This window comes from Amycolatopsis sp. NPDC051758 (assembly GCF_044453095.1).
Taxonomy (GTDB): domain Bacteria; phylum Actinomycetota; class Actinomycetes; order Mycobacteriales; family Pseudonocardiaceae; genus Amycolatopsis.
Map to the genome: position 1 here is coordinate 735,431 of NZ_JBITCJ010000001.1, position 21,933 is coordinate 757,363.

At 70.1% G+C, this 21,933-nt stretch carries 24 protein-coding genes; 14 read left to right on the top strand and 10 right to left on the bottom strand.

All coding sequences use genetic code 11. The features are described from left to right. Positions 1-32: 32 nt before the first annotated feature. From ACIA5G_RS03895 to ACIA5G_RS03915, 5 genes are all read right to left on the bottom strand, one after another. A complete protein-coding gene (locus ACIA5G_RS03895; protein WP_395920684.1) occupies positions 33-1,091 on the bottom strand; it encodes a zinc-binding dehydrogenase in 1,059 nt (352 codons plus the stop codon). Between the two features lie 52 nt (positions 1,092-1,143). After that, positions 1,144-1,488 carry a transcriptional regulator gene (locus tag ACIA5G_RS03900; protein ID WP_395920685.1) on the bottom strand — a complete coding sequence of 115 codons (345 nt, stop codon included), beginning with the start codon at positions 1,486-1,488 and terminating at the stop codon, positions 1,144-1,146. Positions 1,489-1,560: 72 nt separating this feature from the next. Continuing rightward, positions 1,561-2,385 (bottom strand): LLM class flavin-dependent oxidoreductase, encoded by an 825-nt coding sequence (locus ACIA5G_RS03905; protein WP_395920686.1) that lies wholly within the window; start codon positions 2,383-2,385, stop codon positions 1,561-1,563. A 152-nt stretch (positions 2,386-2,537) separates the two neighbouring features. Then, complete coding sequence (locus ACIA5G_RS03910; RefSeq protein ID WP_395920687.1) at positions 2,538-3,221, bottom strand: metal-dependent transcriptional regulator; 684 nt, start codon at positions 3,219-3,221, stop codon at positions 2,538-2,540. A 40-nt stretch (positions 3,222-3,261) separates the two neighbouring features. Beyond that, the gene (locus ACIA5G_RS03915) at positions 3,262-3,702 is read right to left on the bottom strand and encodes a GNAT family N-acetyltransferase (RefSeq protein ID WP_395920688.1); all 441 of its coding nucleotides are present in this window, start codon (positions 3,700-3,702) and stop codon (positions 3,262-3,264) included. Positions 3,703-3,757: 55 nt separating this feature from the next. On the opposite strand from ACIA5G_RS03915, the gene ACIA5G_RS03920 reads away from it, so the two are divergent. Beyond that, positions 3,758-4,078, top strand: a complete 321-nt coding sequence (locus tag ACIA5G_RS03920; RefSeq protein WP_395920689.1) for a hypothetical protein — start codon at positions 3,758-3,760, stop codon at positions 4,076-4,078. A gap of 4 nt (positions 4,079-4,082) precedes the next feature. Here ACIA5G_RS03920 and ACIA5G_RS03925 read toward each other — a convergent pair whose 3' ends face one another. Beyond that, entirely contained in the window at positions 4,083-5,672 is a 1,590-nt protein-coding gene (locus tag ACIA5G_RS03925; protein WP_395920690.1) for an amidohydrolase, read from the bottom strand. 48 nt (positions 5,673-5,720) lie between these two features. On the opposite strand from ACIA5G_RS03925, the gene ACIA5G_RS03930 reads away from it, so the two are divergent. From ACIA5G_RS03930 to ACIA5G_RS03945, 4 genes are all read left to right on the top strand, one after another. After that, positions 5,721-6,458, top strand: coding sequence for an enoyl-CoA hydratase/isomerase family protein (locus ACIA5G_RS03930; protein WP_395920691.1), 738 nt, complete (start codon positions 5,721-5,723; stop codon positions 6,456-6,458). Then, complete coding sequence (locus ACIA5G_RS03935; protein WP_395920692.1) at positions 6,455-7,984, top strand: ATP-dependent acyl-CoA ligase; 1,530 nt, start codon at positions 6,455-6,457, stop codon at positions 7,982-7,984. The genes ACIA5G_RS03930 and ACIA5G_RS03935 overlap by 4 nt, the downstream gene beginning before the upstream one ends. Continuing rightward, positions 7,975-8,616, top strand: coding sequence for a TetR/AcrR family transcriptional regulator (locus ACIA5G_RS03940; protein WP_395920693.1), 642 nt, complete (start codon positions 7,975-7,977; stop codon positions 8,614-8,616). The genes ACIA5G_RS03935 and ACIA5G_RS03940 overlap by 10 nt, the downstream gene beginning before the upstream one ends. Positions 8,617-8,708: 92 nt before the next feature. Continuing rightward, positions 8,709-9,029: a hypothetical protein gene (locus tag ACIA5G_RS03945; RefSeq protein WP_395920694.1), complete on the top strand. Its 321-nt coding sequence runs from the start codon at positions 8,709-8,711 to the stop codon at positions 9,027-9,029. 69 nt (positions 9,030-9,098) lie between these two features. Here ACIA5G_RS03945 and ACIA5G_RS03950 read toward each other — a convergent pair whose 3' ends face one another. Then, on the bottom strand, positions 9,099-10,268 hold the full coding sequence (locus tag ACIA5G_RS03950) for an acyl-CoA dehydrogenase family protein (RefSeq protein ID WP_395920695.1): 1,170 nt from the start codon (positions 10,266-10,268) through the stop codon (positions 9,099-9,101). A gap of 131 nt (positions 10,269-10,399) precedes the next feature. Between ACIA5G_RS03950 and ACIA5G_RS03955 the strand changes: the two genes are divergently transcribed. Then, positions 10,400-11,086 carry a 4'-phosphopantetheinyl transferase family protein gene (locus tag ACIA5G_RS03955; RefSeq protein WP_395920696.1) on the top strand — a complete coding sequence of 229 codons (687 nt, stop codon included), beginning with the start codon at positions 10,400-10,402 and terminating at the stop codon, positions 11,084-11,086. A 13-nt stretch (positions 11,087-11,099) separates the two neighbouring features. Here the strand turns inward: ACIA5G_RS03955 and ACIA5G_RS03960 are convergent, their stop codons facing one another. Together ACIA5G_RS03960 and mihF are read right to left on the bottom strand one after the other, a co-directional pair. Further along, entirely contained in the window at positions 11,100-12,251 is a 1,152-nt protein-coding gene (locus ACIA5G_RS03960; protein ID WP_395920697.1) for an isochorismate synthase MenF, read from the bottom strand. An 83-nt stretch (positions 12,252-12,334) separates the two neighbouring features. Continuing rightward, positions 12,335-12,646, bottom strand: coding sequence for an integration host factor, actinobacterial type (gene mihF / locus ACIA5G_RS03965; RefSeq protein ID WP_026468624.1), 312 nt, complete (start codon positions 12,644-12,646; stop codon positions 12,335-12,337). Between the two features lie 444 nt (positions 12,647-13,090). On the opposite strand from mihF, the gene ACIA5G_RS03970 reads away from it, so the two are divergent. The 5 genes from ACIA5G_RS03970 (at position 13,091) to ACIA5G_RS03990 (ending at position 18,330) form a co-directional block, all read left to right on the top strand. Continuing rightward, positions 13,091-14,719, top strand: coding sequence for a long-chain fatty acid--CoA ligase (locus ACIA5G_RS03970; protein WP_395920698.1), 1,629 nt, complete (start codon positions 13,091-13,093; stop codon positions 14,717-14,719). A 138-nt stretch (positions 14,720-14,857) separates the two neighbouring features. After that, complete coding sequence (locus ACIA5G_RS03975; RefSeq protein ID WP_395920699.1) at positions 14,858-16,108, top strand: ABC transporter substrate-binding protein; 1,251 nt, start codon at positions 14,858-14,860, stop codon at positions 16,106-16,108. Then, positions 16,105-17,001, top strand: coding sequence for a carbohydrate ABC transporter permease (locus ACIA5G_RS03980; RefSeq protein ID WP_395920700.1), 897 nt, complete (start codon positions 16,105-16,107; stop codon positions 16,999-17,001). Before ACIA5G_RS03975 ends, ACIA5G_RS03980 begins: the two co-directional genes overlap by 4 nt. After that, on the top strand, positions 16,998-17,810 hold the full coding sequence (locus tag ACIA5G_RS03985) for a carbohydrate ABC transporter permease (RefSeq protein ID WP_395920701.1): 813 nt from the start codon (positions 16,998-17,000) through the stop codon (positions 17,808-17,810). Before ACIA5G_RS03980 ends, ACIA5G_RS03985 begins: the two co-directional genes overlap by 4 nt. Before the next feature lie 61 nt (positions 17,811-17,871). Beyond that, positions 17,872-18,330 carry a DUF4190 domain-containing protein gene (locus ACIA5G_RS03990; protein WP_395920702.1) on the top strand — a complete coding sequence of 153 codons (459 nt, stop codon included), beginning with the start codon at positions 17,872-17,874 and terminating at the stop codon, positions 18,328-18,330. Between the two features lie 161 nt (positions 18,331-18,491). On the opposite strand, the gene ACIA5G_RS03995 is transcribed toward ACIA5G_RS03990, so the two are convergent. Next, positions 18,492-18,944, bottom strand: a complete 453-nt coding sequence (locus ACIA5G_RS03995) for a hypothetical protein (protein ID WP_395920703.1) — start codon at positions 18,942-18,944, stop codon at positions 18,492-18,494. Positions 18,945-19,003: 59 nt separating this feature from the next. On the opposite strand from ACIA5G_RS03995, the gene ACIA5G_RS04000 reads away from it, so the two are divergent. The 3 genes from ACIA5G_RS04000 (at position 19,004) to ACIA5G_RS04010 (ending at position 21,921) form a co-directional block, all read left to right on the top strand. Then, positions 19,004-19,609: a TetR/AcrR family transcriptional regulator C-terminal domain-containing protein gene (locus tag ACIA5G_RS04000; protein ID WP_395920704.1), complete on the top strand. Its 606-nt coding sequence runs from the start codon at positions 19,004-19,006 to the stop codon at positions 19,607-19,609. Positions 19,610-19,734: 125 nt separating this feature from the next. Continuing rightward, complete coding sequence (locus ACIA5G_RS04005; protein ID WP_395920705.1) at positions 19,735-21,462, top strand: TIGR03767 family metallophosphoesterase; 1,728 nt, start codon at positions 19,735-19,737, stop codon at positions 21,460-21,462. A 57-nt stretch (positions 21,463-21,519) separates the two neighbouring features. Further along, positions 21,520-21,921 carry a PaaI family thioesterase gene (locus tag ACIA5G_RS04010; RefSeq protein WP_395920706.1) on the top strand — a complete coding sequence of 134 codons (402 nt, stop codon included), beginning with the start codon at positions 21,520-21,522 and terminating at the stop codon, positions 21,919-21,921. The last annotated feature ends 12 nt before the right edge of the window (positions 21,922-21,933 follow it).

A 21,933-nucleotide genomic window follows, 5' to 3' on the forward strand; every position in this document is an offset into this window, starting at 1 on the left:
ACAAACGCGTCACTTGACCGCGCCGCCGCGGATCACTCACCGAACGTCACCACCGTGACGCCCGCCTGCGCCGGCACCGGGTCGTTCATCGCGGCCAGCGCGGCCGGGACGTCGTCGAGCTCGATCCGCCGGCCGATCATCGCGGCGAGGTTGATGCCCGCCGTCTCGACGGCGCGCAGGAGCTCCGGGTACTCGCGGGCTTGCAGGCCGTGGATCCCGACCAGCTCCAGCTCACCGCCGATCACCCGGTGCATCGGGATCGGCGCGACGCCCTGCGCCGGCGGCATCAGCCCGGCCTGGACGTGCCGGCCACGCTTGCGCAGGCTGCCGACCGACGCGGCGCACGTCGACGGCGAGCCGAGGCAGTCGAGCGAGACGTGCGTGCCGCCGCCGGTCAGCTCCCGCACGTGGGCAGCGACGGCTTCCGGGCCGTCGAACGCCGACGCGTCGACGGTCACCGCCGCGCCGGACTTCGCGGCGAGCTCGAGCGCCGCGGGCGAGACGTCGACGGCGACCACCTTCGCGCCCGCCGCGACGGCCAGCAGCACCGCGGAGATCCCGACGCCGCCGCAGCCGTAGACCGAAACCCATTGCCCCGCGGTGACCCGGCCCTGCCGCAGCACCGCGCGGAACGCCGTGCCGAACCGGCACCCCAGCGCCGCGGCTTCGGCGGCGCCGAGTGAGTCCGGCAGCGCCACCAGGTTCGTCTCGGCGTGCTCGATCGCGACGCGCTCGGCGAAGGAACCCCAGTGCGTCGCGCCGGGCTGGAACTCGTGGTCGCAGATCTGCTGGTCGCCGCGGGCGCACTGGGCGCACGTCCCGCACGCGCAGACGAACGGCACGGTGACCCGCGCGCCGAGCTCCCACCCGCGCACACCTTCGCCGAGCGCGACGATCCGGCCGGCCAGCTCGTGCCCGGCGACATGCGGCAGTGTCACCGCGGTGTCATGGCCCTGCCACGTGTGCCAGTCGCTGCGGCACACGCCGGTCGCGTCGACCTCGATCACCGCGCCGCCCGGCGCGGCCACCGGCTCCGGCACGTCCCGCACGACGGGCGGGACGCAGAACTCCTCCATCACCACAGCTCGCATGGGCGCGAGCCTACGCGAGCCGCTCAGTTGAGCGGTTTTCCGTTGCCACCGCTCAATTGAGCGGAGGTTGCCGCGCGTGGAAGCGTGTTCTGCTGCGCGGTGGCCCGAGGAGCCTGCTGAGCGAGCCGTCCGGCACGTTCAGGATGTCCTCGAGATTCCGCAACGCCTCCAACGATTCCGGCCGCTCGGGCCGGCACCGCCCGGACTGCCAGTGGCTGAGGGTGGCCAGGCTGACCGTGGTTCCCCTGCCGCGCAAGCGATAGCGGATCCGGTCGAGGCCGAGGCCCCGGACCCGGATCGCCGCCCGCAGGGCCATGTCGAACGGCCCGGCGGAGAGCAGCTGACTCAGCTCCGCCTGTTCCCCCCGGTCGATGGTGCGTGTTCGCTGACCGGTCATCACAACGCTCCGAAGCACTCCCGAATACGAAAATTGGAGCGTAGGCCCAGCTTCGCAAGATCGGAAGGGCCCTCACCCACCTGCCGCGCGCGCTTCGGCGGCGATCTCGGCGAACGGTTCGGCGTAGCCGGAGTTGATCGTCACGTAGGAAATCCCCCACCGTTCCCGCCAGTGCCGGAGCTTTTCCACCGCCTGGCCCGGATTCGCGGGCAGCACGGTGACGGCGCCGGCCGCGGCGAGCTCGGACACGTCGACCCCGGCCCAGCGCGCGATCCCGGGTGACGGTTCCACTCCGACGGCCATCAGGTTCAGCCCGAGCTCGATCTCCGGCAGCCGCGCCCCGGCGAGCGTACGGAATCGATCCACAATGGACTGCGCCTCGGCTTCGGTGGTCTTCGGCTGCCAGGTGAACGTGACGGTGTCGGCTTCTTGCGCGGCGAGCGCCAGCATTTTCGGTCCCCCGCCCGCGAGCACCAGCCGCGGACGGTCGATCGATCGTTTGAAGAGCGCGATCGTCTCGCCCATCCGCGTGATGCGCTCACCCGGTGAGGGGAACTCCCGGCCGAGCTCCTTCGCCAGGGCTTCGGCGCCGGGCCGCCCGACCCCGAGCCCCAGCTCGAACCGGCCGCCGGTCTGCTCGTGCAGGGTCCGCACCTGCCAGTCGAGGGCCTTGGCGTCCCGGAAGGGGTCGGCGAGCACGAAGGTGCCGAGGCGGAGCCGCCGGGTGACGGCCGCGGCGGCGCCGAGCAGCACGAAGGGATCGGCGGTGCCGACGGGATCGGTGGCGAGCAGGGTGTCGAAGCCGAGGTCCTCGGTGCGCCGGGCCTGGGCGGTCCAGGTGGCCAGATCGGGCGCGTAACCGGCGACGATGCCGAAGCGGAAGGGTGTCGTGGTCATGCGAGCCATGGTCGGCTTCGCGGGGTTGTCACCACATCCGCTTCACGACGTCACCCGCGCGTACGCGTCATGACGTCACGAGCGCCCCAAGGCGGCCTTGGGTGCGTCAGACGCAACGAAGGCCACATTGGGGCGGTTGGGGTCGAGCCGGGTCAGCGCAGGGTGACCGACAAAGCCTGCGCGATCTCCTTGCCGATGGCGTGCGTAGCCGCATCCGGCGGCGAACCCACCTTCACCACCAGCGGCCCGCCGAACGGCTGGCGCTCGACGACCTCGATGCGTTCGCCCAGGTTGATCGCGTGCTCGGTCAGGTACCGCAGCAGCTCCGGGTCGGTGTCCCAGACGCGGACGATCTCGCCGACCGCGCCCGGCTCGAGGTCGTCCAGGATGCGGACCGCCAGCTCCTCGACACTGCCGTCCGGCGCCGGGATCGGATCGCCGTGGGGGTCGCGGACCGGGTTGCCGAGCTTGGCCGCGATGCGCTCGATCAGCCGGTCCGACACCGCGTGCTCCAGCGCGTCGGCCTCCGCGTGGACCTCGTCCCACGTGTAGCCGAGCTCGGAGACCAGGTACGTCTCGATCAGCCGGTGCCGCCGCAGCACGGACCGCGCGAGCAGCCGACCGTCGGCGGTGAGCTCGATGCCGCGGTACGGCACGTGCGTGACCAGCCCGAGCTGGGACAGCTTCGTGACCATCCCCGACGCCGAGGACGGGCTGACCTCCAGCCGGCCGGCGAGCGACGTGTTGGTGACCGCCTCACCCCGCTCGACCAGGCCGTAGATCACCCGGACGTAGTCCTCGACCGACGAGGACCTCCGGACCGAACCATCTCCCATGCCGCATACGATACGGGGCCGGGTACTTTCTCGTGAAAGTTCACGGCCGCCAGCGGTAGCGGATCCAGCCGGGCACCGGTTCCGCGCCGAGCTGGGCGTAGAACGCTTCGCCCTTCTCGTTGCCCGCCTGCATGTCCCACTCCACCCGGCCGGTGGTGCGGGCGCGCAGCTCGTTGAGCAGCTCGCCGCCGAGGCCGTGGCGCCGGTGGGCGGGGCGGACGAACACGTCGTCCAGCCAGATCCCCGGGCGCGCCTCCCAGGTGGAGAAGTTCCAGCTGCAGAAGGCGAAGCCGGCCACCGTGCCGGGCTCGCCGGGCGGGGTCGCGATCAGCACCCACGCCTTCGGGTCCGGCCCGAACAGGTGACCGCTCATCTCGGCGCGGTCCAGCTTCAGGTCGTGGTTCTCCTCGTAGACGGCGTGCTCCTCGATGAGCGCGCAGATCTCTTCGATGTCTTCGAAGACGGCGTCGCGGACGGGCATCTCGCCTCCCGTTTCTGTCGGTGGTGGTCGTTACTGTCGGATCAGGAGGTGGTCGATGTCACCAGAGGAACGCTTCGAGGACCTGGTCGAGGAGTACACCGGGCGGCCGGGCATCACGCCACCCGGCGCGACCGGCGGCTTCGGGCGCACGGCGCTGCGCTCCCACGGGCGGATCTTCGCGATGTTCGTCCGCGGGCAGCTGGTGCTGAAGCTGCCGAAAACGAGGGTGGACGAGCTGGTCGAAGGGGGCCACGGCGTGCGTTTCGACGCGAACAAGGGCACGCCGATGAAGGAGTGGCTGGCGCTCTCGACCGGCTCGGAGCTGGGCTGGCCGGATCTCGCGCGCGAAGCGATCGAGTTCGTGGACGGGCGGTGAGGCTTCACGACGACGCCTCGTAACGCAGTTCGCCACCGACCGCGGTGCCTCGCACGCTCAGGTCGTCCAAAGCGGACTCGTCCAGCGGTGACCCGGAGAGCACGGCGAAGTCGGCGAGCTTTCCCGGCTCGAGTGTGCCCAGGTCTCCCTCCGCGAAGGTCGCGTACGCCGAGCCGTACGTGTACGCGCGCAACGCCTGCTCCGGCGTCAGCGCCTCTTCGGGTGCGAAGGGCGCGCCGGACGCCGTACGCCGGCGCACCATGTCGGCCAGTGCGAGCAGCGGTGCGCCATTCACGACCGGGCGGTCCGAAGACGCGGGAAGCACACAACCCGCGTCCAAGACGCTTCGCAGCCGGTAGCACCACGGGACGCGCGCCTCGCCGAGCGCGGCGCGCATGCCGTCGCCGAGCTCGTTGACGAACCGTCCCTGCGGCGAAGCGAGCAACCCGAGCGAAGCAAGCCGAGACAGCTCCGCCGGTTGAAGCACGGCGCAGTGCTCGATGCGGTGCCGGTGGTCTGTACGCGGCGAAGCGGCCAACGCGGCTTCGTACGCGTCGAGCACGACGGTAATCGCGCGGTCGCCGATCGCGTGTGTCGCGATCTGCCAGCCCGCGTCGTGCGCGCGCCGGATCGTGCTCGCCAGCGTTTCCTCGGGCACCTGGAAGTAGCCGCGGTTGTCCGGCTCGCCGTCGAACGGCTCGTGCATCGCGCACGTCCGGCCGACCAGCGAGCCGTCGGCGAACAGCTTCATCGGGCCGACGCGCAGCCATTCGTCGCCGAGGCCGGTGCGCAGGCCGAGGTCAAGACCGAAGCCGGCGCCGTCGGGCAGGTCGTGGAGCACGCTCGCGGCGACCATGACCGTGCTGCGCACGCGCAGCACGCCACGTTCGCGCGCCAGCTGGTAGGCGGCCAGCTCGGCGGGTGTCTCGCCGACCAGGCCGCCGCCGATCCCGGCTTCCTGGACGCTGGTGATGCCCTCGGACAGATACTGCCCGGACGCCCGGTCGAGCCCGCGGACCACCCGCTCCACCGGCGTCGGGTAGATCAGCGGCCGCAGGAGCAGCTGGGCCTGTTCGCGCAGCAGCCCGGTCGGCGAGCCGTCGGAGAGCACGACGTCGCCGCCGACCGGCACGTTCTCCAGGTCGAGCTGGTCGAGGACGGCCGAGTTGACCACGGTCATGTGCCCGGACGTGTGCTTGAGCCGCACCAGCATCCCGGGCGCCGCGCGGTCCAGGCCGTGCCGGTCCGGGTGCCCGCCGGCGAGCTTGTTCTGGTCGTACCCGCTGCCGACGACCCAGCTCCCGGCCGGCAGCGAAGCGGCCCGCGCGGCAACGGCGTCGTAGACCTCCTCGACACTGCGACAGCCACCCAGCGGCACGTCGTCGAGGCCCATCCCGAACCACGCCATGTGGTTGTGCGCGTCGTGGAACCCCGGCACGACGAACCCGCCGCCGAGGTCGACCCGCGACCGCGCGGACAGTTCGAGAGCGTCGTCCCCCAGCGCGACGACCCGGCCGTGCAGCACGGCGAGTGCGCTGGTCAAGCCCGTGCCCGTCCACACCGTGGTGTTCTCGTAGACCGCGTCGACCCGCATACCGACAAAGGCTATCGATCGATCGATCGAACGTCTAGCATCGGTCTCATGCCCACCGTGGAGTTCGCCGTCGAGGACGGCATCGCGCAGATCCGGCTGAACCGGCCCGAGCGGCTGAACGCGGTCGCCGCCGTGCTGGTCGACGACTTCCTCACCGCGCTCGACGCGGCCGCCCGCAGCGACGCGCGTGTGGTGGTGCTGTCCGGCAACGGCCGGGCCTTCTGCGCGGGCCACGACCTCAAGGAACCCACCCCCGAGGGTGACTCGCGGGCGCGGCTGGACCGGCTCCAGGACGTCACCCGGCGGCTGCGCGCGCTGCGCCAGCCGGTGATCGCGGCGGTGCACGGGTACGCGATCGGCGCCGGCGCGGAGTTCGCGCTGGGCTGCGACCTGATCCTGGCCGCCGAAGACGCCGTCTTCGCCTTCCCGGAGGTCTCGCTCGGCCTGAGCGTCACCGGCGCGGCGTCGCGGCTGCTGCCGCTGCTCGTCGGGCCGCTCAAGGCGAAGGAGCTCCTGCTGCTCGGCGAGCGCTTCGACGGCCGGAAGGCCGCGGAGCTCGGCATGGTCAACACGGCCGTGCCCGCCGACCAGCTGCAGGCGGAAGCGCAGAGCTGGGCGAAGCGGATCGCGGAGCACCCGCCCGCGGCCGCGGCGATGGCGAAGCGGGTGCTCGACACCCCGATCGACGTCGAGCCCGCGCTGGAACTCGAAGTCAGCCACGCCCTGATCACCGAGCACTCGGCCGCGGTCGCCGCGTCCACGGAGGCCTTCCGGAGCCGGACGTGACACCGCTCACCGAAATCGGGACGCTCGCCCAGCTCGTCACGCGTGCGGCCGAGCTGTGGCCGGAGCGCGCGGCCTGGGTCTTCGACGAAAACGACCAGCGCTTCACCTTCGCCGACGTCGACCGGCTCAGTTCGCGCATCGCGGCAGCACTGAGCGAGCGCGGGATCGGTCCGGGCGACCGGGTCGCCGTGATGCTCCGCAACCAGCCGGAGTTCCCGCTGACCTGGCTGGCGCTGGCCAAGCTCGGCGCGCTGATGGTGCCGGTCAACACGAACTACCAGGAGTTCGACGGCGCCCACGTGCTCCGCCACTCCGGCGCGAAACTGGCCGTCGCCGCACCGGAGTTCACCGAGCTGCTGGACCGGATCGGCGTCACGGAGGTGATCACCCCGGACGCGCTCGAAGCGCCGCTGTCACCGGAAACCGGCGCCTTCACACCGGTGCCGGAATCGCCGGTGAACATCCAGTACACCTCCGGCACCACCGGCGCTCCCAAGGGCTGCGTGCTGCCGAACCAGTACTGGACCACCCTGGCCGTCAGCCTGGCCACGGACTTCCCGGCCGTCGGCGAAACCGACGTCGTCCTCACTGCCCAGCCGTTCCACTACATCGATCCACAGTGGAACGTCGCACTCGGGCTCGCCGGCGGCGCCACGCTCGTGGTGCTGGACCGCTTCCACCCCAGCACGTTCTGGGCGAAGGTCCGCGAGCACGGCGTCACCTGGTTCTACTGCCTGGGCCTGATGCCGACGCTGCTGCTGCGCCAGGAACCGTCGGACGCCGACCGCGACCACCGGGTCCGCGCGATCTGCGCGTCCGCGATCCCGCGTGAGCTGCACGCCGAGCTGGAACGGCGGTGGGGCGTGCCGTGGTTCGAGGCGTTCGGGATGACCGAGACCGGCGGGGACATCCGGATGACCGTCGCCGACCACGACGAGACCGTCGGCACCGGCTGCCTCGGCCGGCCGAGCCGCGACCGCGAGGTGCTGATCGCGGGTGACGACGGGAAGCCGTTGCCACGCGGGGAAACCGGGCAGCTGCTGATCCGCGGGATCGGGCTGATGCACGGTTACCACGACGACCCCGAAGCGACGGCGAAAGCGTTCGAGGACGGCTGGTTCCACACCGGCGACCTCGCCCGCATGGACGACGCCGGCCGCGTCTACTACGTCGGCCGCACCAAGGACATGATCCGCCGCAGCGGCGAGAACGTCTCCGCCGACGAAGTCGAACGGGCGCTGCTGCTGCACCCAGCGGTGCGGCTCGCCGCCGTCGTCGCGGTGCCCGACGAACTGCGCGGTGAGGAGATCAAGGCGTACGTCGTGTGTGACGGCGTGCGCCCGGAGCCGGCCGAGCTCGCCGCGTTCTGCGCGGAAAAGCTGGCCTACTTCAAGGTTCCGCGGTTCTGGGCGTTCGCCGTCGAGCTGCCGATGACGCCGTCCGAGCGGGTCGCCAAGGGTGAGCTGCGGAAGGTGGCCGACCCGCGTGCCGGGTCGTGGGACACGAAGGCGGAAGCATGGCTGTGAGCAGCCGGGAACGGGTCCGCGCGGCGGCGGTGAAACTGTTCGCCACCAAGGGTTTCCACGGCACCGGCATCCGGGATCTGGCCCAGGAGGCGGAACTTTCCTCGGCGAGCCTGTACCACTACATGGGCACCAAGGAAGATCTGCTCGCGGAGATCATGCACACCGCGCTGAACCGCCTGCTCGACGCCGCCCGCGAGGCGACCGTGGGCAGCGCCGATCCGGTGCACCGCCTGCGCACCCTGGTCGCGCTGCACGTGCTCGCCCACGCGGTCGGGCCGGCCGAAACCCGCGTGGTGGACAACGAAGTCGACGTGCTGTCCCCGGCCGCGCGCGAGCCGGTGGTGGCCCTGCGCGACGCGTACGAACGGCTGTGGGCCACGGCCATCGACGAAGGTGTCGCGGCCGGGGTGTTCCACACCGAACACCCGGCGGTGACGCGGCTCGCGCTGCTGGAGATGTGCAGCGGTGTTGCGCGGTGGTACTCGCCGCGCGGCCCGCTGGCGCTGGACCAGCTCGCCGAGCACTACGCGGAGCTGGCGTCGAGGGCGCTGGCCTGCACGTCCCCGCCCGGAGTCCACGACTTGGCCCGCTGCCGGGAAATCGTCGCGAAGGAGTGGGGCGCGCCCGTCTGAGCGGGTCGCGAAAGAGTGGGGGAAGTCCGTTTAGCGGCGCTTTTACCTGTGTACGCCTTGCTCAGAACGCGTGCGTGGGGGACGCTCGAAGGGTGACTGAGGAAACGATCCAACTGGAACTGGACGACTCGGGTCTCGCGCCGGGCCTCCCGGCGCCGGCAAACCCCCGCGATCAGGTGCAGGACGTGCCCTACCGCCCGGTCGAGTTCCGCGATGACGATCTCCCCAACGCCCTCGAGCGGTGCTCGAAGTGGCTACGGCAGGCTCAGGAGTGGCTCGGCGAGCCGCTCGACGTCCTCGCCATCCACCTCGACTACGACGACCGCCAGGGCTCGCCGTACTACGACGTCAAGCTCCTCTGCAACGAAGAGGACCTCGCCGGCGTCCCGATCGCCATTCGCAACAAGAAGTAGGCCGCCCGAAGTGCCGTCAAGGCCACCCCGCGGACATCCGGGAGGTGGCCTTGACGGCTTCTTGCGCTCTCAGCCCAGAACCCCGCCGACCTTCACGTGCCCCTTGAGCAGGTTGCGCGCGATCGTGCGGCGCTGGATCTCGTCCGTGCCTTCGTAGATGCGCAGCAGCCGCAGCTCGCGGTACCACCGCTCGACCGGCAGCTCCCGCGTGTACCCCATGCCACCGTGGATCTGCAGGACGCGGTCGACGATTTCGTTGGCCTTCTGGCCGCCGTACAGCTTCGCGATCGACTGCGCGTGCCGCGAGTCGACACCCTGGTCGACCTGCCAGGCCGCGTTGAGCACCAGCCACCGCAGCGCCTCGAGCTCGACCCCGGAGTCGGCGATCATCCACTGGATGGCCTGCCGCTCCGCGATCTTCTGCCCGAACGTCTCGCGCGTGTTGGCGTGTTCGATGGCCATCGTGATCAGCCGCTCGCACGAACCGATCGCACGCGCGGGCAGGAGGTAACGGCCCTGGCCGATCCACTGCATGGCCAGCTCGAAACCGCGGCCCTCTTCACCGAGGATCTGCGTCTCGGGCACGCGGACGTCCTGGAAGATCAGCGACGCCGGGCCCCACTCGCCCATGGTGTCGATGTACTCGGACTTCCAGCCGGCTTCGCGGTCGACCAGGAAGCAGGTGACACCGCCGTTCGCGCCCTTCTCCGGGTCGGTGATCGCGAAGACCATCGTGAAGTCGGCCTCGTTGCCACCGGTGATGAAGGTCTTCTCGCCGTTGATGACCCAGTCCGTGCCGTCCTTGCGGGCGGTGGTGCGGATGGCCTTGGCGTCCGACCCGGCGCCCGGCTCGGTGATCGCGAAGCAGGACTTGCGCTCGCCCGAAATGGTCGGCAGCAGGTAGGTCTGCTTCTGCTCCTCGTTGGCGTGGAACAGGATGTTGTCCGCGGCGCCGCCGAAGCGGAACGGCACGAAGGTGCGGCCGAGCTCGGCCTCCAGCAGCGCGGCCATCACGGCGGACAGGCCCATGCCGCCGTACTCCTCCGGCGTCAGCACCCCCCAGAAGCCGGACTCCTTCGCCTTGAGCTGGAGGTCCTTCAGCTCCTCGCCGGTCAGGCCGGGCTGGTGGGCGCGCTCGCGGCGCAAGACTTCCTGCTCCAGCGGGATCAGCTCACGCTGGACGAAGGTGCGGACCCAGTCGCGCACTTCCCGTTCTTCGGTGCTGAGAGAAAAGTCCATGGGCTTCGGTGCTCCTCCGACACTGGCTAAGCGCTTGCTTACCCGAGGGTACCCCGTGCGACCCGAATTACCCCAGTCCTGTCCCCGAATTCGTGACAACGGCTTCGGCGCCCGGAAGGATCGGCGGGGTGATGGAGATCGTGGTCCGCTGGTCACCCCCGCTGCCCGCCGAAGAGCGCTTCCTGCGCCTGCTGGACGACGTCGAGCAGGGCCGGTTCGAGGCGTACCGCCAGGACGCGGACAAGCGCCGGTTCCTGACCGGTCGTGTGCTGGCGAAGACGGTCGCGGCGGAGCGGCTCGGCCTGGCCGTCGAGGCCGTGAAGTTCGACGCGACCTGCGAAGACTGCGGCAAGCCGCACGGCCGCCCGCGCGTCCCGGGCGCCGACCTGACGTTGTCGATCTCGCACTCGGGCGACCTGATCGGCGTTGCCGCGACCCCGTCGGTCCCGGTCGGCCTGGACGTCGAGACGGCCACCCGGCGCTCCGACGAACGGCTGATCGAGTACGCGCTGAGCCCGGCCGAGACGGCGCACCTCGCGGGGCTGTCCGACGAGGAGAAGGCGGCGGCGTTCTTCGTCTACTGGACCCGCAAGGAGGCCGTGATGAAGGCCACCGGCAAGGGCCTGCGCATCCCGCTGCAGAGCATCACGTTCAGCCGCCACGACGAACCGGCGGCGCTGGTCTCGTCAGCCGATCCGGCTTTGGACCCGGCGACGACGCGGCTGGTGGACCTGAAGGCCGCGGACGGCTACCGCGCGGCGATCGCGGTCCTGACCACCGACGAGCTCGCGGTCACCGAAGAACACTGGACCCCCTGAGCGACGGCCCTGGTCATAGGCTGTCTTCCAGGCCCATCGCGGCCAGCAACGTCCGGAACTTCGCCGTCGTCTCGGCCAGCTCCGCCTGCGGGTCCGAAGCCGGCACGATCCCGCCGCCCGCGTAAAGCCGCATCGACGTCGACGCGATCTCCGCGCAGCGGATCGCCACCGCCCACTCGCCGTCGCCGGCCGCGTCGACCCAGCCGACCGCGCCCGCGTAGTAGTCGCGGTCGAACGGCTCCAGCTCCTTGACCAGCTCGCGGGACCCCTCCGTCGGGGTGCCGCAGATCGCCGGGGTCGGGTGCAACGCCGCCGCGAGGTCGAGGGCCGTGACGTCCGGGTCGGCCAGCTCGCCGGTGATCGGGGTGCGCAGGTGCCAGATGGCCGGCGTGGTGACCAGCTCCGGCGCGGCCGGGACGTCCAGCGTCCGGCAGAACGGCCGCAGCGCCTCGACGACGTAGTCGATCACCACGGCGTGCTCCAGCTGGTCCTTGCGTGAGGTCCGCAGGGCCTCGCCGTTGGCGCGGTCGACAGCCGGGTCGGCCGAACGCGGCATCGAGCCGGCGTGCGGCGATGAGAAGACCGTGCTGCCGGTGCGGCGGAGCAGCAGCTCCGGCGTCGCGCCGATGAGGGATCGCCCGCCGGGCAGCTCGGCCGCGTACGTGAAGTGCCGGGGATTGCCGACGGCCAGGTTGCGCACGATGCGTTCCGCGGACACGGGCGCGGCGAACTCGAGGTCGAGAGCACGAGCCAGGACGGCTTTGCGCAGGTCACGCTCACGAAGAGCGTCGACGGCCGCCGAAACGGCGGCCATGTGCTGCTCGGGCGCGGGTACCGCACGCACCCGCACGGGCGCCGGCAGGACCTCGCGGGGCAGCGACGGCGCGCCTTCGGACCGGTGGACGGTCCGGGGCACGACGAGGTGGCCCGGCACCTTGGTGTCGGGCCCGGTGTCGAACGGCAGGACACCGACGGCCAGCGGGGCACCGGTCTCGGCCAGGACGCCGGGGATCGCCGAAGCGAGCCGCCGGGGGTCCGTCTCGGTGACGGTCCGGAGGGTGCCCTGCGCGAGGAGGGCGCGCTCCGCCGTCGTGAACAAGAAGTCGCCACGCTGGTAGCGGGCGGCGAGGTCGAATGCCGGGGTCGCCGGATCAGGTGAGCTCACGACTCCAGCGTCCCAGGCTTCGGGAGATCCGCGAGGGGAGTGTCACGAGCGACACTCCCCCCACGGGGAGCTCCTGGTGACGGCTACTTGAGCGCGTCGATGAGCGCCTCGCGCTGGCGCTCGCCCAGGCCGGCGGCGCGCCGGTCCGGGTCGATGCCGGCCTGCTCGAGCAGGGCGGCGACCTTCACCGCGCCGAGGCCGGGAACGGCCTTCAGCAGCTGGGTGACCTTCGTCTTCCCGATCGTCTTGTTCTCCTTGGCCTGCTTGAGCACCTTTTCGATGCTCTCCTTGCCGGACTTGATCGACGCGAGCAGCTCCGAACGAGCCTTGCGAGCCTCGGCCGCCTTGGCGAGTGCATCGGCGCGCTGCTCCGGAGTCAACGTAGGCAGAGCCAACGTAGTAGTCCTTTCCTCTCAGGTCTCCGCTTTCGCGGCCGACGGCTTTTCGGTGCGCTTGCTCCTGCAAGCGCTGGCCAGCCGTCTCTTACCACGGCCCCAGTAAACGCCACCGGGTTCTCGGCCGTGCAACCGACACGCACTTAATACCCTCGGAGGTGATGCCGGGCAACCCGCTCCGGCCTGCGGAAACGCTCCCAAGAAGCGTCCTGCGTGGCCCTACTCACCCGGAAGTGAAGCTTCCACTACAGCGGGTTCCGTTGCGTATTTCCTTGTCCACAAGGAAAAGCGCAGAAATTGTCGATCATGATCATCGTTCGGTCGTCGCGCGATCGGGCGACGACCGTGACCGAACGGAGCCGTTGTTGACCATGCCCGCTTCACCCGATCCGCACTAGAGTCGGCCCAACCCCCGTTCACCGGCGAACAACCCCGGGAGTGACCATGTTGAGCACCATGCAGGACGGCCAGCTGTCGCTGGCGAACCTGCTCCGCCACGGCACGTCGGTGCACTCGGCGAGCGAAGTCATCACCTGGACCGGTTCAGAAGCCCGGCGCGAGACCTACGGCGACCTCGGCCGCAACGCCGCGCGGCTCGCGAACGCGCTCCGGAGCCTCGGTGTGACCGGCGACCAGCGCGTCGGCACGTTCATGTGGAACAACGCCGAGCACCTCGCCGCCTACCTGGCCGTCCCGGCCATGGGCGCGGTGCTGCACACCCTGAACATCCGCCTCTTCCCCGAGCAGCTGGTCTTCGTGGCCAACCACGCCGAGGACCAGGTCGTCATCGTCGACGGCACCCTCGTCCCGCTGCTGGCCAAGCAGCTGCCGGAGTTCAAGACGGTCCGGCACGTCATCGTGGCCAACGGCGACGCGGCGACCCTGCAGGCGCCGGACGGCGTCCAGGTGCACTCCTACGCCGACCTGCTGGCCGGCCAGCCGGACACCTTCGACTGGCCGGAGATCGACGAGCGGTCCGCGGCTGCGATGTGTTACACCTCGGGCACGACGGGTGACCCCAAGGGCGTCGTCTACTCGCACCGGTCGATCTGGCTGCACTCGATGCAGGTCTGCATGAGCGACAGCATGAACCTCGCCCAGCACGACAAGGCGCTGGCGATCGTGCCGCAGTTCCACGCGATGGCGTGGGGCCTGCCGTACGCGGCGCTGATGGTCGGCGCGTCCCTGGTGATGCCGGACCGGTTCCTCCAGCCCGCCCCGCTCGCCGCGCTGCTGGCCGCCGAGAAGCCGACGTTCGCCGGCGCGGTCCCGACCGTCTGGCAGGGCCTGCTCGCCCACCTCGAAGCCCACCCGCAGGACATTTCGCACCTGCGCGAGGTCGTCGTCGGCGGGTCGGCGGTGCCGCCGTCGCTGATGCACGCGTTCGAGGAGCGCCACCACGTCCGCATCCTGCACGCCTGGGGCATGACCGAGACGTCGCCGCTGGGCAGCGTCGCGCGCCCGCCGGCCTCCGCGACCGGCGACGAGGCCTGGCGCTACCGCTACACGCAGGGCCGCTTCCCGGCGGCCGTGACGGCTCGGCTGATCGGCGACTCGGGTGAAGAGCTGCCCTGGGACAACAACGCCGTCGGCGAGCTGGAAGTCCGCGGCCCCTGGATCGCGGGGGCGTACTACGGCGGCGCCGATGTCGACCCGGACAAGTTCCACGACGGCTGGCTCCGCACCGGCGACGTCGGCAAGATCAGCGCGGACGGCTACCTGACGCTGACCGACCGCGCCAAGGACGTCATCAAGTCCGGCGGCGAGTGGATCTCCTCGGTCGACCTGGAGAACCAGGTGATGGGCCACCCGGCCGTCGCCGAGGCCGCGGTGGTCGGCATCCCGGACGAGAAGTGGGACGAGCGGCCGCTGGTCGCCGTCGTGCTCAAGGAAGGCCAGACCGCCACCGCCGAGGAGCTGCGCGAGTTCCTCAGCGACAAGGTCGCGAAGTGGCAGCTGCCGGAGAACTGGACGTTCGTGGCCGAAGTGCCCAAGACGAGCGTCGGCAAGTTCGACAAGAAGCGGATCCGCGCGTCCTACTCCGAGGGAAAGCTCGACATCTCACAGCTCTAACGGGTAAATCTCCGGCGAGTCTTCAAGCCTCCGAGGGCCGCTATGAGGGAGTCTGACGCCTTCATAGTGGCCTTCGGAGCACGTCGGAGGGGTCTGGGGATGCAGCGGAACAGGCGGAGTTTTCTCGCGCTCGCGGGAATGGGTGCGCTCGCTACGGCGTGCGGGTCGAACACCGGGCGGCAGGGTGACCCGCCGCCGTCGACGGCGTACTCGGCGGGGCCGACGCCCACGGACGCGCCGAAGGTCACGCTCCAGCAGTGGTACCACGCGTACGGCGAGGACGGCGTCCAGGAAGCCGTCAAGCGGTACGCCGCGAGCTACCCGGGCGCGAAGGTCGACGTGCAGTGGAACCCGGGCGACTACGACTCGAAGATCGTCACCGCGCTGCAGAACAGCAAGGTGCCGGACGTCTTCGAGGCGCAGGTCAAGATCGACTGGGTGCGGCAGAACCAGGTCGTCTCGCTCGACGACGTCATCGGTCCGGTGAAGGGCGACTTCAGCCCGGCCGTGCTGGCCGCGCAGACCGTCGAGGGCAAGGTCTACGGCATCCCGCAGGCCACCGACACGCAGGTGCTCTTCTACCGCAAGAGCCTGCTGCAGGCCGCCGGGGTGCAGCCGCCGCAGACGGTCGACGAGCTGATCGACGCGGCGTCGAAGCTGACGAAGGACGGCGTCAAGGGCCTCTTCGCGGGCAACGACGGTGGTGTCGGCGTGCTCACCGGGCCGCTGCTCTGGTCGGCCGGCCTGGACTACCTGAAGAACGGCAACCGCGAGGTCGGCTTCGACGACCCGCGCGCGGCGACCGCGCTGGCCAAGCTGCACACGCTCAACACCAACGGTTCCCTGCTGCTCGGCGCCCCCGCCGACTGGTCGGACCCGGGCGCGTTCATCGACGGGCTGGCCGCGATGCAGTGGACCGGGCTGTGGAACGTGCCGAAGATCCGCTCCGCGTTCGACGACGACTTCGGCGTGCTGCCGTTCCCGAAGCTCGACGCGACGGGCGCGCCGTCGGTGCCGGTCGGCGCGTACGGCGCGATGGTCAACGCCAAGAGCATCCACGTCGCCGAGGCCAAGGCGTTCGTCAAGTGGCTCTGGGTCGACCAGACGAACAACCAGCTGGAGTTCGCGACGAAGTTCGGCTTCCACGTCCCGGCGCGGCAGAGCCTGATCTACCGCGCGGACAGCCTGAAGACCGGCCCGGCCGCCGACGCCGCTCGCTTCGTCAAGGAGAACAGCCACCTGGTCGGCGGTCCGGTGTGGACACAGCAGTCGAACACGGCACTGTCCGACGCGGTCGCGAAGATCGCGAAGGAGGGAGCGGACCCGGTCGCCCAGACCAAGACGGCGGTCGAGGTGGCCAAGTCCGAGCTCAAGCGCCTGTTCGGATGAAAGGGCGCGACGCGCGCGCGTTCTGGCTGTTCGTCGGGCCGTTCCTGCTGGGGCTCGCGGTCTTCGCGTACCTGCCGATCGGCTGGAGCGCGTACCTGTCGTTCTTCGACGCGCGCAACACGGTGACGCCGACGGAGTTCGTCGGGCTGGACAACTACGGGCACATGCTCACCGACGAACCGTTCCTGTCCAGCCTGGGCACGTTCAGCGTGTTCGCGGTGTTCATCGTGCCGCTGACCTTCGTGCTGTCCCTGGCGCTGGCGCTCGGCGTCAACCAGCTGCGGTTCGCGCGGGCGTTCTTCCGGTCGGTGTTCTTCCTGCCGTTCGCGTGCTCGTACGTGGTGGCGTCGCTGATCTGGAAGACGTCCCTGTTCTCGGGTGTCCGATATGGACTGGCGAACTCGGTGCTCGCGCTGTTCGGCGCGGATCCGGTGGCCTGGACGGGCACGGTCGACCCGCCGTTGTACTGGATCGTGCTGGTGACGGCGCGGCTGTGGCTGCAGCTCGGGTTCTACATGATCCTGTTCATCGCGGCGCTGCAGCGGATCCCCCAGCACCTGTACGAAGCGGCGTGGCTCGACGGCGCGAAGCCGGGCTGGCAGGTGTTCCGGTACGTGACGCTGCCCCAGCTGCGCTCGACGGCGGTCGCCGTGCTGTTGCTGAACCTGATCAACGCGTACCAGGCGTTCGACGAGTTCTACAACATCATGGGCGGCTCCCGCGGCTACCCGCCGTTCGCACGGCCACCGTTGGTGTACCTGTACTACACGTCCCTGGGCTCGGGCGGCCAGGACCTCGGCCGCGGCAGCGCGGGCGCGGTGATCCTGGCGCTGATCATCGCCCTGGTGACGCTGCTCCAAGGCCGCGTCCTCCGCTTCGGGCGCGCGTCATGAGGGCGTTCCTGCGCTGGACGGCGCTGATCGTGGCCGCGATCCTGTTCCTGCTGCCGTTCTACCTGCTGGTGCGCAACGGCCTGGCGTCCCGAGCCGAGATCACCGCTCCGCAGTGGACGTTCTTTCCGTCCACAGTGCACTGGGAGAACTTCTCGCGGTTGTTCTCCCTTTCGGACGTCCCGTTCGGACGCAGCCTGCTGAACTCGCTGCTGGTCTCGGCCCTGCAGACGGTCGGCCTGCTGGTGATCTGCTCACTGGCGGGCTACGGCCTGGCGCGCATCCCCTACCGGCACTCACGGCTGGTGTTCTACTCGGTGCTGGGGACGCTGATGATCCCGACGTCGGTGACGTTCGTGCCGAGCTTCGTGGTGGTCTCGACGCTCGGCTGGCTGTCGGACTTCCGCGGCCTGGTGATTCCGGGCCTGTTCAGCGCGTTCAGCGTGTTCCTGTTCCGGCAGTACTTCCTGGACTTCCCGCGCGAGCTGGAGGAGGCGGGCCGGGTGGACGGGCTGTCCCGCTGGGGCGTGTTCTGGCGGATCGTGGTCCCGAACTCACGAGGGTTCTTCGCGGCGATCGCGGTGATCACGGTGATCGGCAGCTGGAACGCGTTCCTGTGGCCGCTGATCATCGCCCAGTCCCCGGATTCGTGGACGGTCCAGGTGGCGCTGTCCGGGCTGCTGACGGCGCAGAACCCGCAGCTGAACCTGCTGTTCCTGGCCGCGGCGGTGTCGATCCTGCCGATCGTGCTGCTGTTCGGGTTCCTGCAGCGGTACCTGGTGCGCGGGGTGACGGAGTCCGGCCTGAAGTGATCAGTAACGTGCGGAGTCCCATGGGCGACTTCGGGTGTGGACGGACAGAAGCAGGTGCAGTGTGACCAGTTACGACCCTTACCAGCCGGAGCAGCAGCCGGCCGAGCCGTTTTACCCGCCGTCGGCGCCGCAGTACGCGGTGCAGCCGTACGTGACACAGCCGCAGCCGTACCCGGCTTACGGGGTCCAGCCGTATGCGCAGCCGTACGCCGCTCAGCCTTACGGAATGGCGGCGTACCCGATGTTGCGCACGAGCGGCGTCGCGGTGGCGGGCATGGTCATCGGCATCATCGCGCTGTTCACCTTCTGGATCCCGTTCATCGACCTGCTGCTGGGCTTCCTGGCGATCGGCTTGTCCTGGGCCGGGATGGTCCAGTGCGGCAAACCGGGCTATTCGGGCAAGGGCATGGCGATCGCGGGCTTGGTCTGCGGAATCCTCGCCGTGATCCCGGCGCTGATGTTCATGCTGTTCTTCTTCGGGATGTTCGCCGCGGCCGGAGCTTGCGGCATCGCCTGCTGATCTCCGGGCTCGGCCGCCCTCCCGGACTGTCGTAGCCGCCGGACCTCGGGCCGACCGCCGGATGCAACGCGACGCCAAGCCGGCACCGCGACTCAACCTCGCGCCGATGGCGGATTCGGGCCGCTCAACGTCCCGGATCCGCCATCGGCAACCAACCTCACTCACCGCGCCACACCGGCTGGTTCGCCCCGCGACCTCAGCCGCCACCGCACCAGCCGCCCGAGCAACACCACCGTCAGCACCAGCGCCCCGCCGTCCGTCACCAGCGACGGCAGCAGCCCTGCCCACCCGGACAACTCGACGGAAGCCCGGAACACCGCCGGCGGGATCACGAACACGCCCGCCGCCTGCGTCGCATTCACCGCCAGCACCACCCAGAACACCCACGCCCGGCCGGTCAAAGCCAGTACCCCCAGCAGGTTCCCCACCAGGTAGACAGCCCCGACCAGCCGCAGCCCCACCAGAAAGCCGTCCGAAGCCGGCGACCCCGCCAGCTCGGCCGCGCGCGCCACCAGCGAAGCGTTGATCACCACGAAGTTCTGCACCGCGGTCCCCAAGCCGAAGACCACCGAACACACCGCCACCCACCAGCGCAAACCCGACGTCCACAGCATGGAAGACCCCCGTCTCTATCAGCGATAGACATCAATCTACCACTGATAGAGTCCGCCGCGTGGCGCGCAAAGGCACCCTCGACCGGCGGCAGATCACCGAAGCCGCGCTGGCCCTGCTCGACGAGGTCGGCCTCGGTGAGCTGAGCACCCGGCGGCTCGCCGCGCGGCTCGGTGTCAGCTCGCCGACCCTCTACTGGCACGTCAAGGACAAGGCCCAGCTCTTCGACCTCCTCGCCGAGACCATCTGCGAAGACGCCTTCGAGATCGACGAAACCCAGCCGTGGCAGCACCAGCTCGAACAGGGCCTCACCCAGTTCCGCGCGCTGCTCCTGAAGCACCGCGACGCCGCGACCCTGCTCCGCGAACGCCCGCCGGGCCCGAACCGGCTCGCCCACATCGAAACCACCGCGCGGATCCTCCGGAACGCCGGTTTCTCGCTCGAGGACACCGCCGGCATCGCCCGCCTGCTCACCGCCTACGTCCTCGCGTCGGCCGAAGCGCCCGCGCGCCCGGATCCCGAAGCGGCACAAGCCTTTCAGGACAGCTTGGACAACTTCCCCACCGTCAAGGCCCTCGGGCCGATCTTCGCCGAGACGACCGCCGACGACCTCTTCCGGCTGGGCACCGAAGTCATCCTCGACGGCCTCGCGCACCGGCGGAAATGACCACGACCTTCGGCGGTACACCCACCCCGACACCCGTGACAGGGTAGCTCGAAATGTCACGTTCACCGCCCGGACACCGGCGTCCGGCACGGTGCTGGCAACCGAGAAACTGGGGAGCGAACACCATGGCCGAACTCACCCGGCGCACCTTCGCCACCGCGAGCGCCGCCGGTCTCGGACTCCTGCTGTGCACACCCACCGCGAACGCCCTCGACCGCGCGCTGCGGCTCACCGGCACGCGCTCGGTCTCCACCACCGGGACCACGCTCGAACAGGTCGCCACCGGCGGCAGCACCGCGACGTACTCCCGCCTGCAAGGCGGCCCGGGCTGGCCGTTGGTCGTCCGCAGCGACCTCGCCGCCCCGCAGACCGGCCGCGACGACCGGCGCCGCGCCCTCAGCGCGTTCGTTCAGTTCACCGACCTGCACATCACCGACGCCGAGAGCCCCGCGCGGTTCGAGTACCTGCACCCCTTCATCGGCTCCGCGCACCGGCCGCAGGAGGCGCTCGGCACCGTCGCCACCAGCGCGCTCGTCGAGCGGGTCAACAGCGTGCGGCAGGGCCCGTTCACCGGGCGGCCGTTCGACCTCATGGTCACCACCGGCGACAACACCGACAACCACGAGCTGATCGAGCTCGACTGGTTCCTCAAGGTCCTCAACGGCGGCAGCGTCACGCCGAACTCCGGCGACACCAACGCCTACGAAGGTGTCCAGAGCTCGGGCAACGACGAATTCTGGAACCCGTCGATCCCCGGCGTCGGCGACGACTACTCCGCGAAGGGCTTCCCGCAGCTGCCCGGCCTGCTCGAAGCCGGCCAGCGGACGTTCACCGCGCCCGGCCTCGACGTGCCGTGGTTCTGCACCTTCGGCAACCACGACGACAGCATCGTCGGCTCGCTGCCGGCGCAGATCCCGGGCATCGACGCCTGGTACACCGGGAAGTACAAGGTCATCGGCAAGGACGAGACCACCGCGAAGAAGCTCGCGGCCGCCATCAAGAAGCCCGGCTCCAGCATCCCCGTCGCCGAGCTGTTCGGCGGCAGCGGCACGATCCGCGAGATCACGCCGGACGCGCGCCGCCGCCCGTTCAGCACCGGCCAGTTCGTGCAGGCGCACCTCGACGCCGCGAACACCGGCCCCGGCCCGGTCGGGCACGGCTTCACCAGCGCCAACGCCGACGGCAAGAACGTCTACTACACCTTCCGGATCGCGCCGGGCATCACCGGCATCAGCCTCGACACCACGACGGACGCGGGATTCGCCGACGGCTCGATCGGCCTCGCGCAGTACAACTGGGTCGAGTCGACGCTCAAGCGCAGCAGCTCGACCTACTACGACTTCTTCGGCCGCAAGGTCACCCACAGCGTCACCGACGAGCTGTTCGTCCTGTTCAGCCACCACACCAGCGGCTCGATGGGCAACCTGCTGCCGGACTCGCGCCACCTGCTCGACCCGCGTCTGGACGGCAACGCGTTCGTCGCGCTGCTCAAGCGGTTCCCGAACGTGCTGGCGTGGGTCAACGGCCACACGCACCTCAACAAGATCACCCCGCACGCCGGCAGCACGCCGCAGCAGGGCTTCTGGGAGATCAACACCGCGTCGCACGTCGACTTCCCGCAGCACGCCCGGATCGTCGAGGTCGCGGACAACGCCGACGGCACGTTGTCGCTGTTCACGACCCTGATCGAGGCCGAAGCGCCGTACGCCGTGGACTACGACGCCCGGACGCCGCAAGCGCTTGCGTCGCTGTACCGCGAACTGTCCTACAACGACATCCACGTCGACCTGGGCCGGGTCGGCGCCGCGGAGGACCACAACACCGAGCTGCTGCTGGTGAACCCGCTGGGCTGACGCGCGTTACCCCGGAGGTAATCGACGTCGCGCCGCCGTCTCCGGCAATGTGGCGGCATGACCGATCCCGAGGGCACCCAGCTCTTCCACCGCTCCATGCCGTTCTCCGAACGCCTCGGCGTCGAGGTCGTGGAGCACGCGGCGGCGCTCGTCCGCAGCCGGCTGAAGTGGGACGAGAGCCTCTGCACGCTCGGCGGCGCGCTGCACGGGGGCGCGCTCATGGCGCTGGCCGACTCGACCGGCGCCGTGTGCGCGTTCCTCAACCTGCCCGAGGGCGCGCAGGGCACGACGACCGTCGAGTCGAAGACGAACTTCCTGCGTGCCGTGCGTTCGGGCTACGCGACTGCGTCGTCCAGACCACTGCACGCCGGCCGGAAGTTCGTCGTGGTGGAGACCGAAATCCACGACGACGACGGCAAGTTGGTCGCGAAAGTGACACAGACGCAGGCCGTCCTCTAGGTACCTGTTTAC

Bases quoted from the DNA above. Each gene is read 5' to 3' on its own strand.
- ACIA5G_RS03895 (WP_395920684.1), bottom strand. From the start codon at position 1,091: ATGCGAGCTGTGGTGATGGAGGAGTTCTGCGTCCCGCCCGTCGTGCGG.
- ACIA5G_RS03900 (WP_395920685.1), bottom strand. From the start codon at position 1,488: ATGACCGGTCAGCGAACACGCACCATCGACCGGGGGGAACAGGCGGAG.
- ACIA5G_RS03905 (WP_395920686.1), bottom strand. From the start codon at position 2,385: ATGACCACGACACCCTTCCGCTTCGGCATCGTCGCCGGTTACGCGCCC.
- ACIA5G_RS03910 (WP_395920687.1), bottom strand. From the start codon at position 3,221: ATGGGAGATGGTTCGGTCCGGAGGTCCTCGTCGGTCGAGGACTACGTC.
- ACIA5G_RS03915 (WP_395920688.1), bottom strand. From the start codon at position 3,702: ATGCCCGTCCGCGACGCCGTCTTCGAAGACATCGAAGAGATCTGCGCG.
- ACIA5G_RS03920 (WP_395920689.1), top strand. From the start codon at position 3,758: ATGTCACCAGAGGAACGCTTCGAGGACCTGGTCGAGGAGTACACCGGG.
- ACIA5G_RS03925 (WP_395920690.1), bottom strand. From the start codon at position 5,672: ATGCGGGTCGACGCGGTCTACGAGAACACCACGGTGTGGACGGGCACG.
- ACIA5G_RS03930 (WP_395920691.1), top strand. From the start codon at position 5,721: ATGCCCACCGTGGAGTTCGCCGTCGAGGACGGCATCGCGCAGATCCGG.
- ACIA5G_RS03940 (WP_395920693.1), top strand. From the start codon at position 7,975: ATGGCTGTGAGCAGCCGGGAACGGGTCCGCGCGGCGGCGGTGAAACTG.
- ACIA5G_RS03950 (WP_395920695.1), bottom strand. From the start codon at position 10,268: ATGGACTTTTCTCTCAGCACCGAAGAACGGGAAGTGCGCGACTGGGTC.
- ACIA5G_RS03955 (WP_395920696.1), top strand. From the start codon at position 10,400: ATGGAGATCGTGGTCCGCTGGTCACCCCCGCTGCCCGCCGAAGAGCGC.
- ACIA5G_RS03970 (WP_395920698.1), top strand. From the start codon at position 13,091: ATGTTGAGCACCATGCAGGACGGCCAGCTGTCGCTGGCGAACCTGCTC.
- ACIA5G_RS03975 (WP_395920699.1), top strand. From the start codon at position 14,858: ATGGGTGCGCTCGCTACGGCGTGCGGGTCGAACACCGGGCGGCAGGGT.
- ACIA5G_RS03980 (WP_395920700.1), top strand. From the start codon at position 16,105: ATGAAAGGGCGCGACGCGCGCGCGTTCTGGCTGTTCGTCGGGCCGTTC.
- ACIA5G_RS03985 (WP_395920701.1), top strand. From the start codon at position 16,998: ATGAGGGCGTTCCTGCGCTGGACGGCGCTGATCGTGGCCGCGATCCTG.
- ACIA5G_RS03995 (WP_395920703.1), bottom strand. From the start codon at position 18,944: ATGCTGTGGACGTCGGGTTTGCGCTGGTGGGTGGCGGTGTGTTCGGTG.
- ACIA5G_RS04005 (WP_395920705.1), top strand. From the start codon at position 19,735: ATGGCCGAACTCACCCGGCGCACCTTCGCCACCGCGAGCGCCGCCGGT.
- ACIA5G_RS04010 (WP_395920706.1), top strand. From the start codon at position 21,520: ATGACCGATCCCGAGGGCACCCAGCTCTTCCACCGCTCCATGCCGTTC.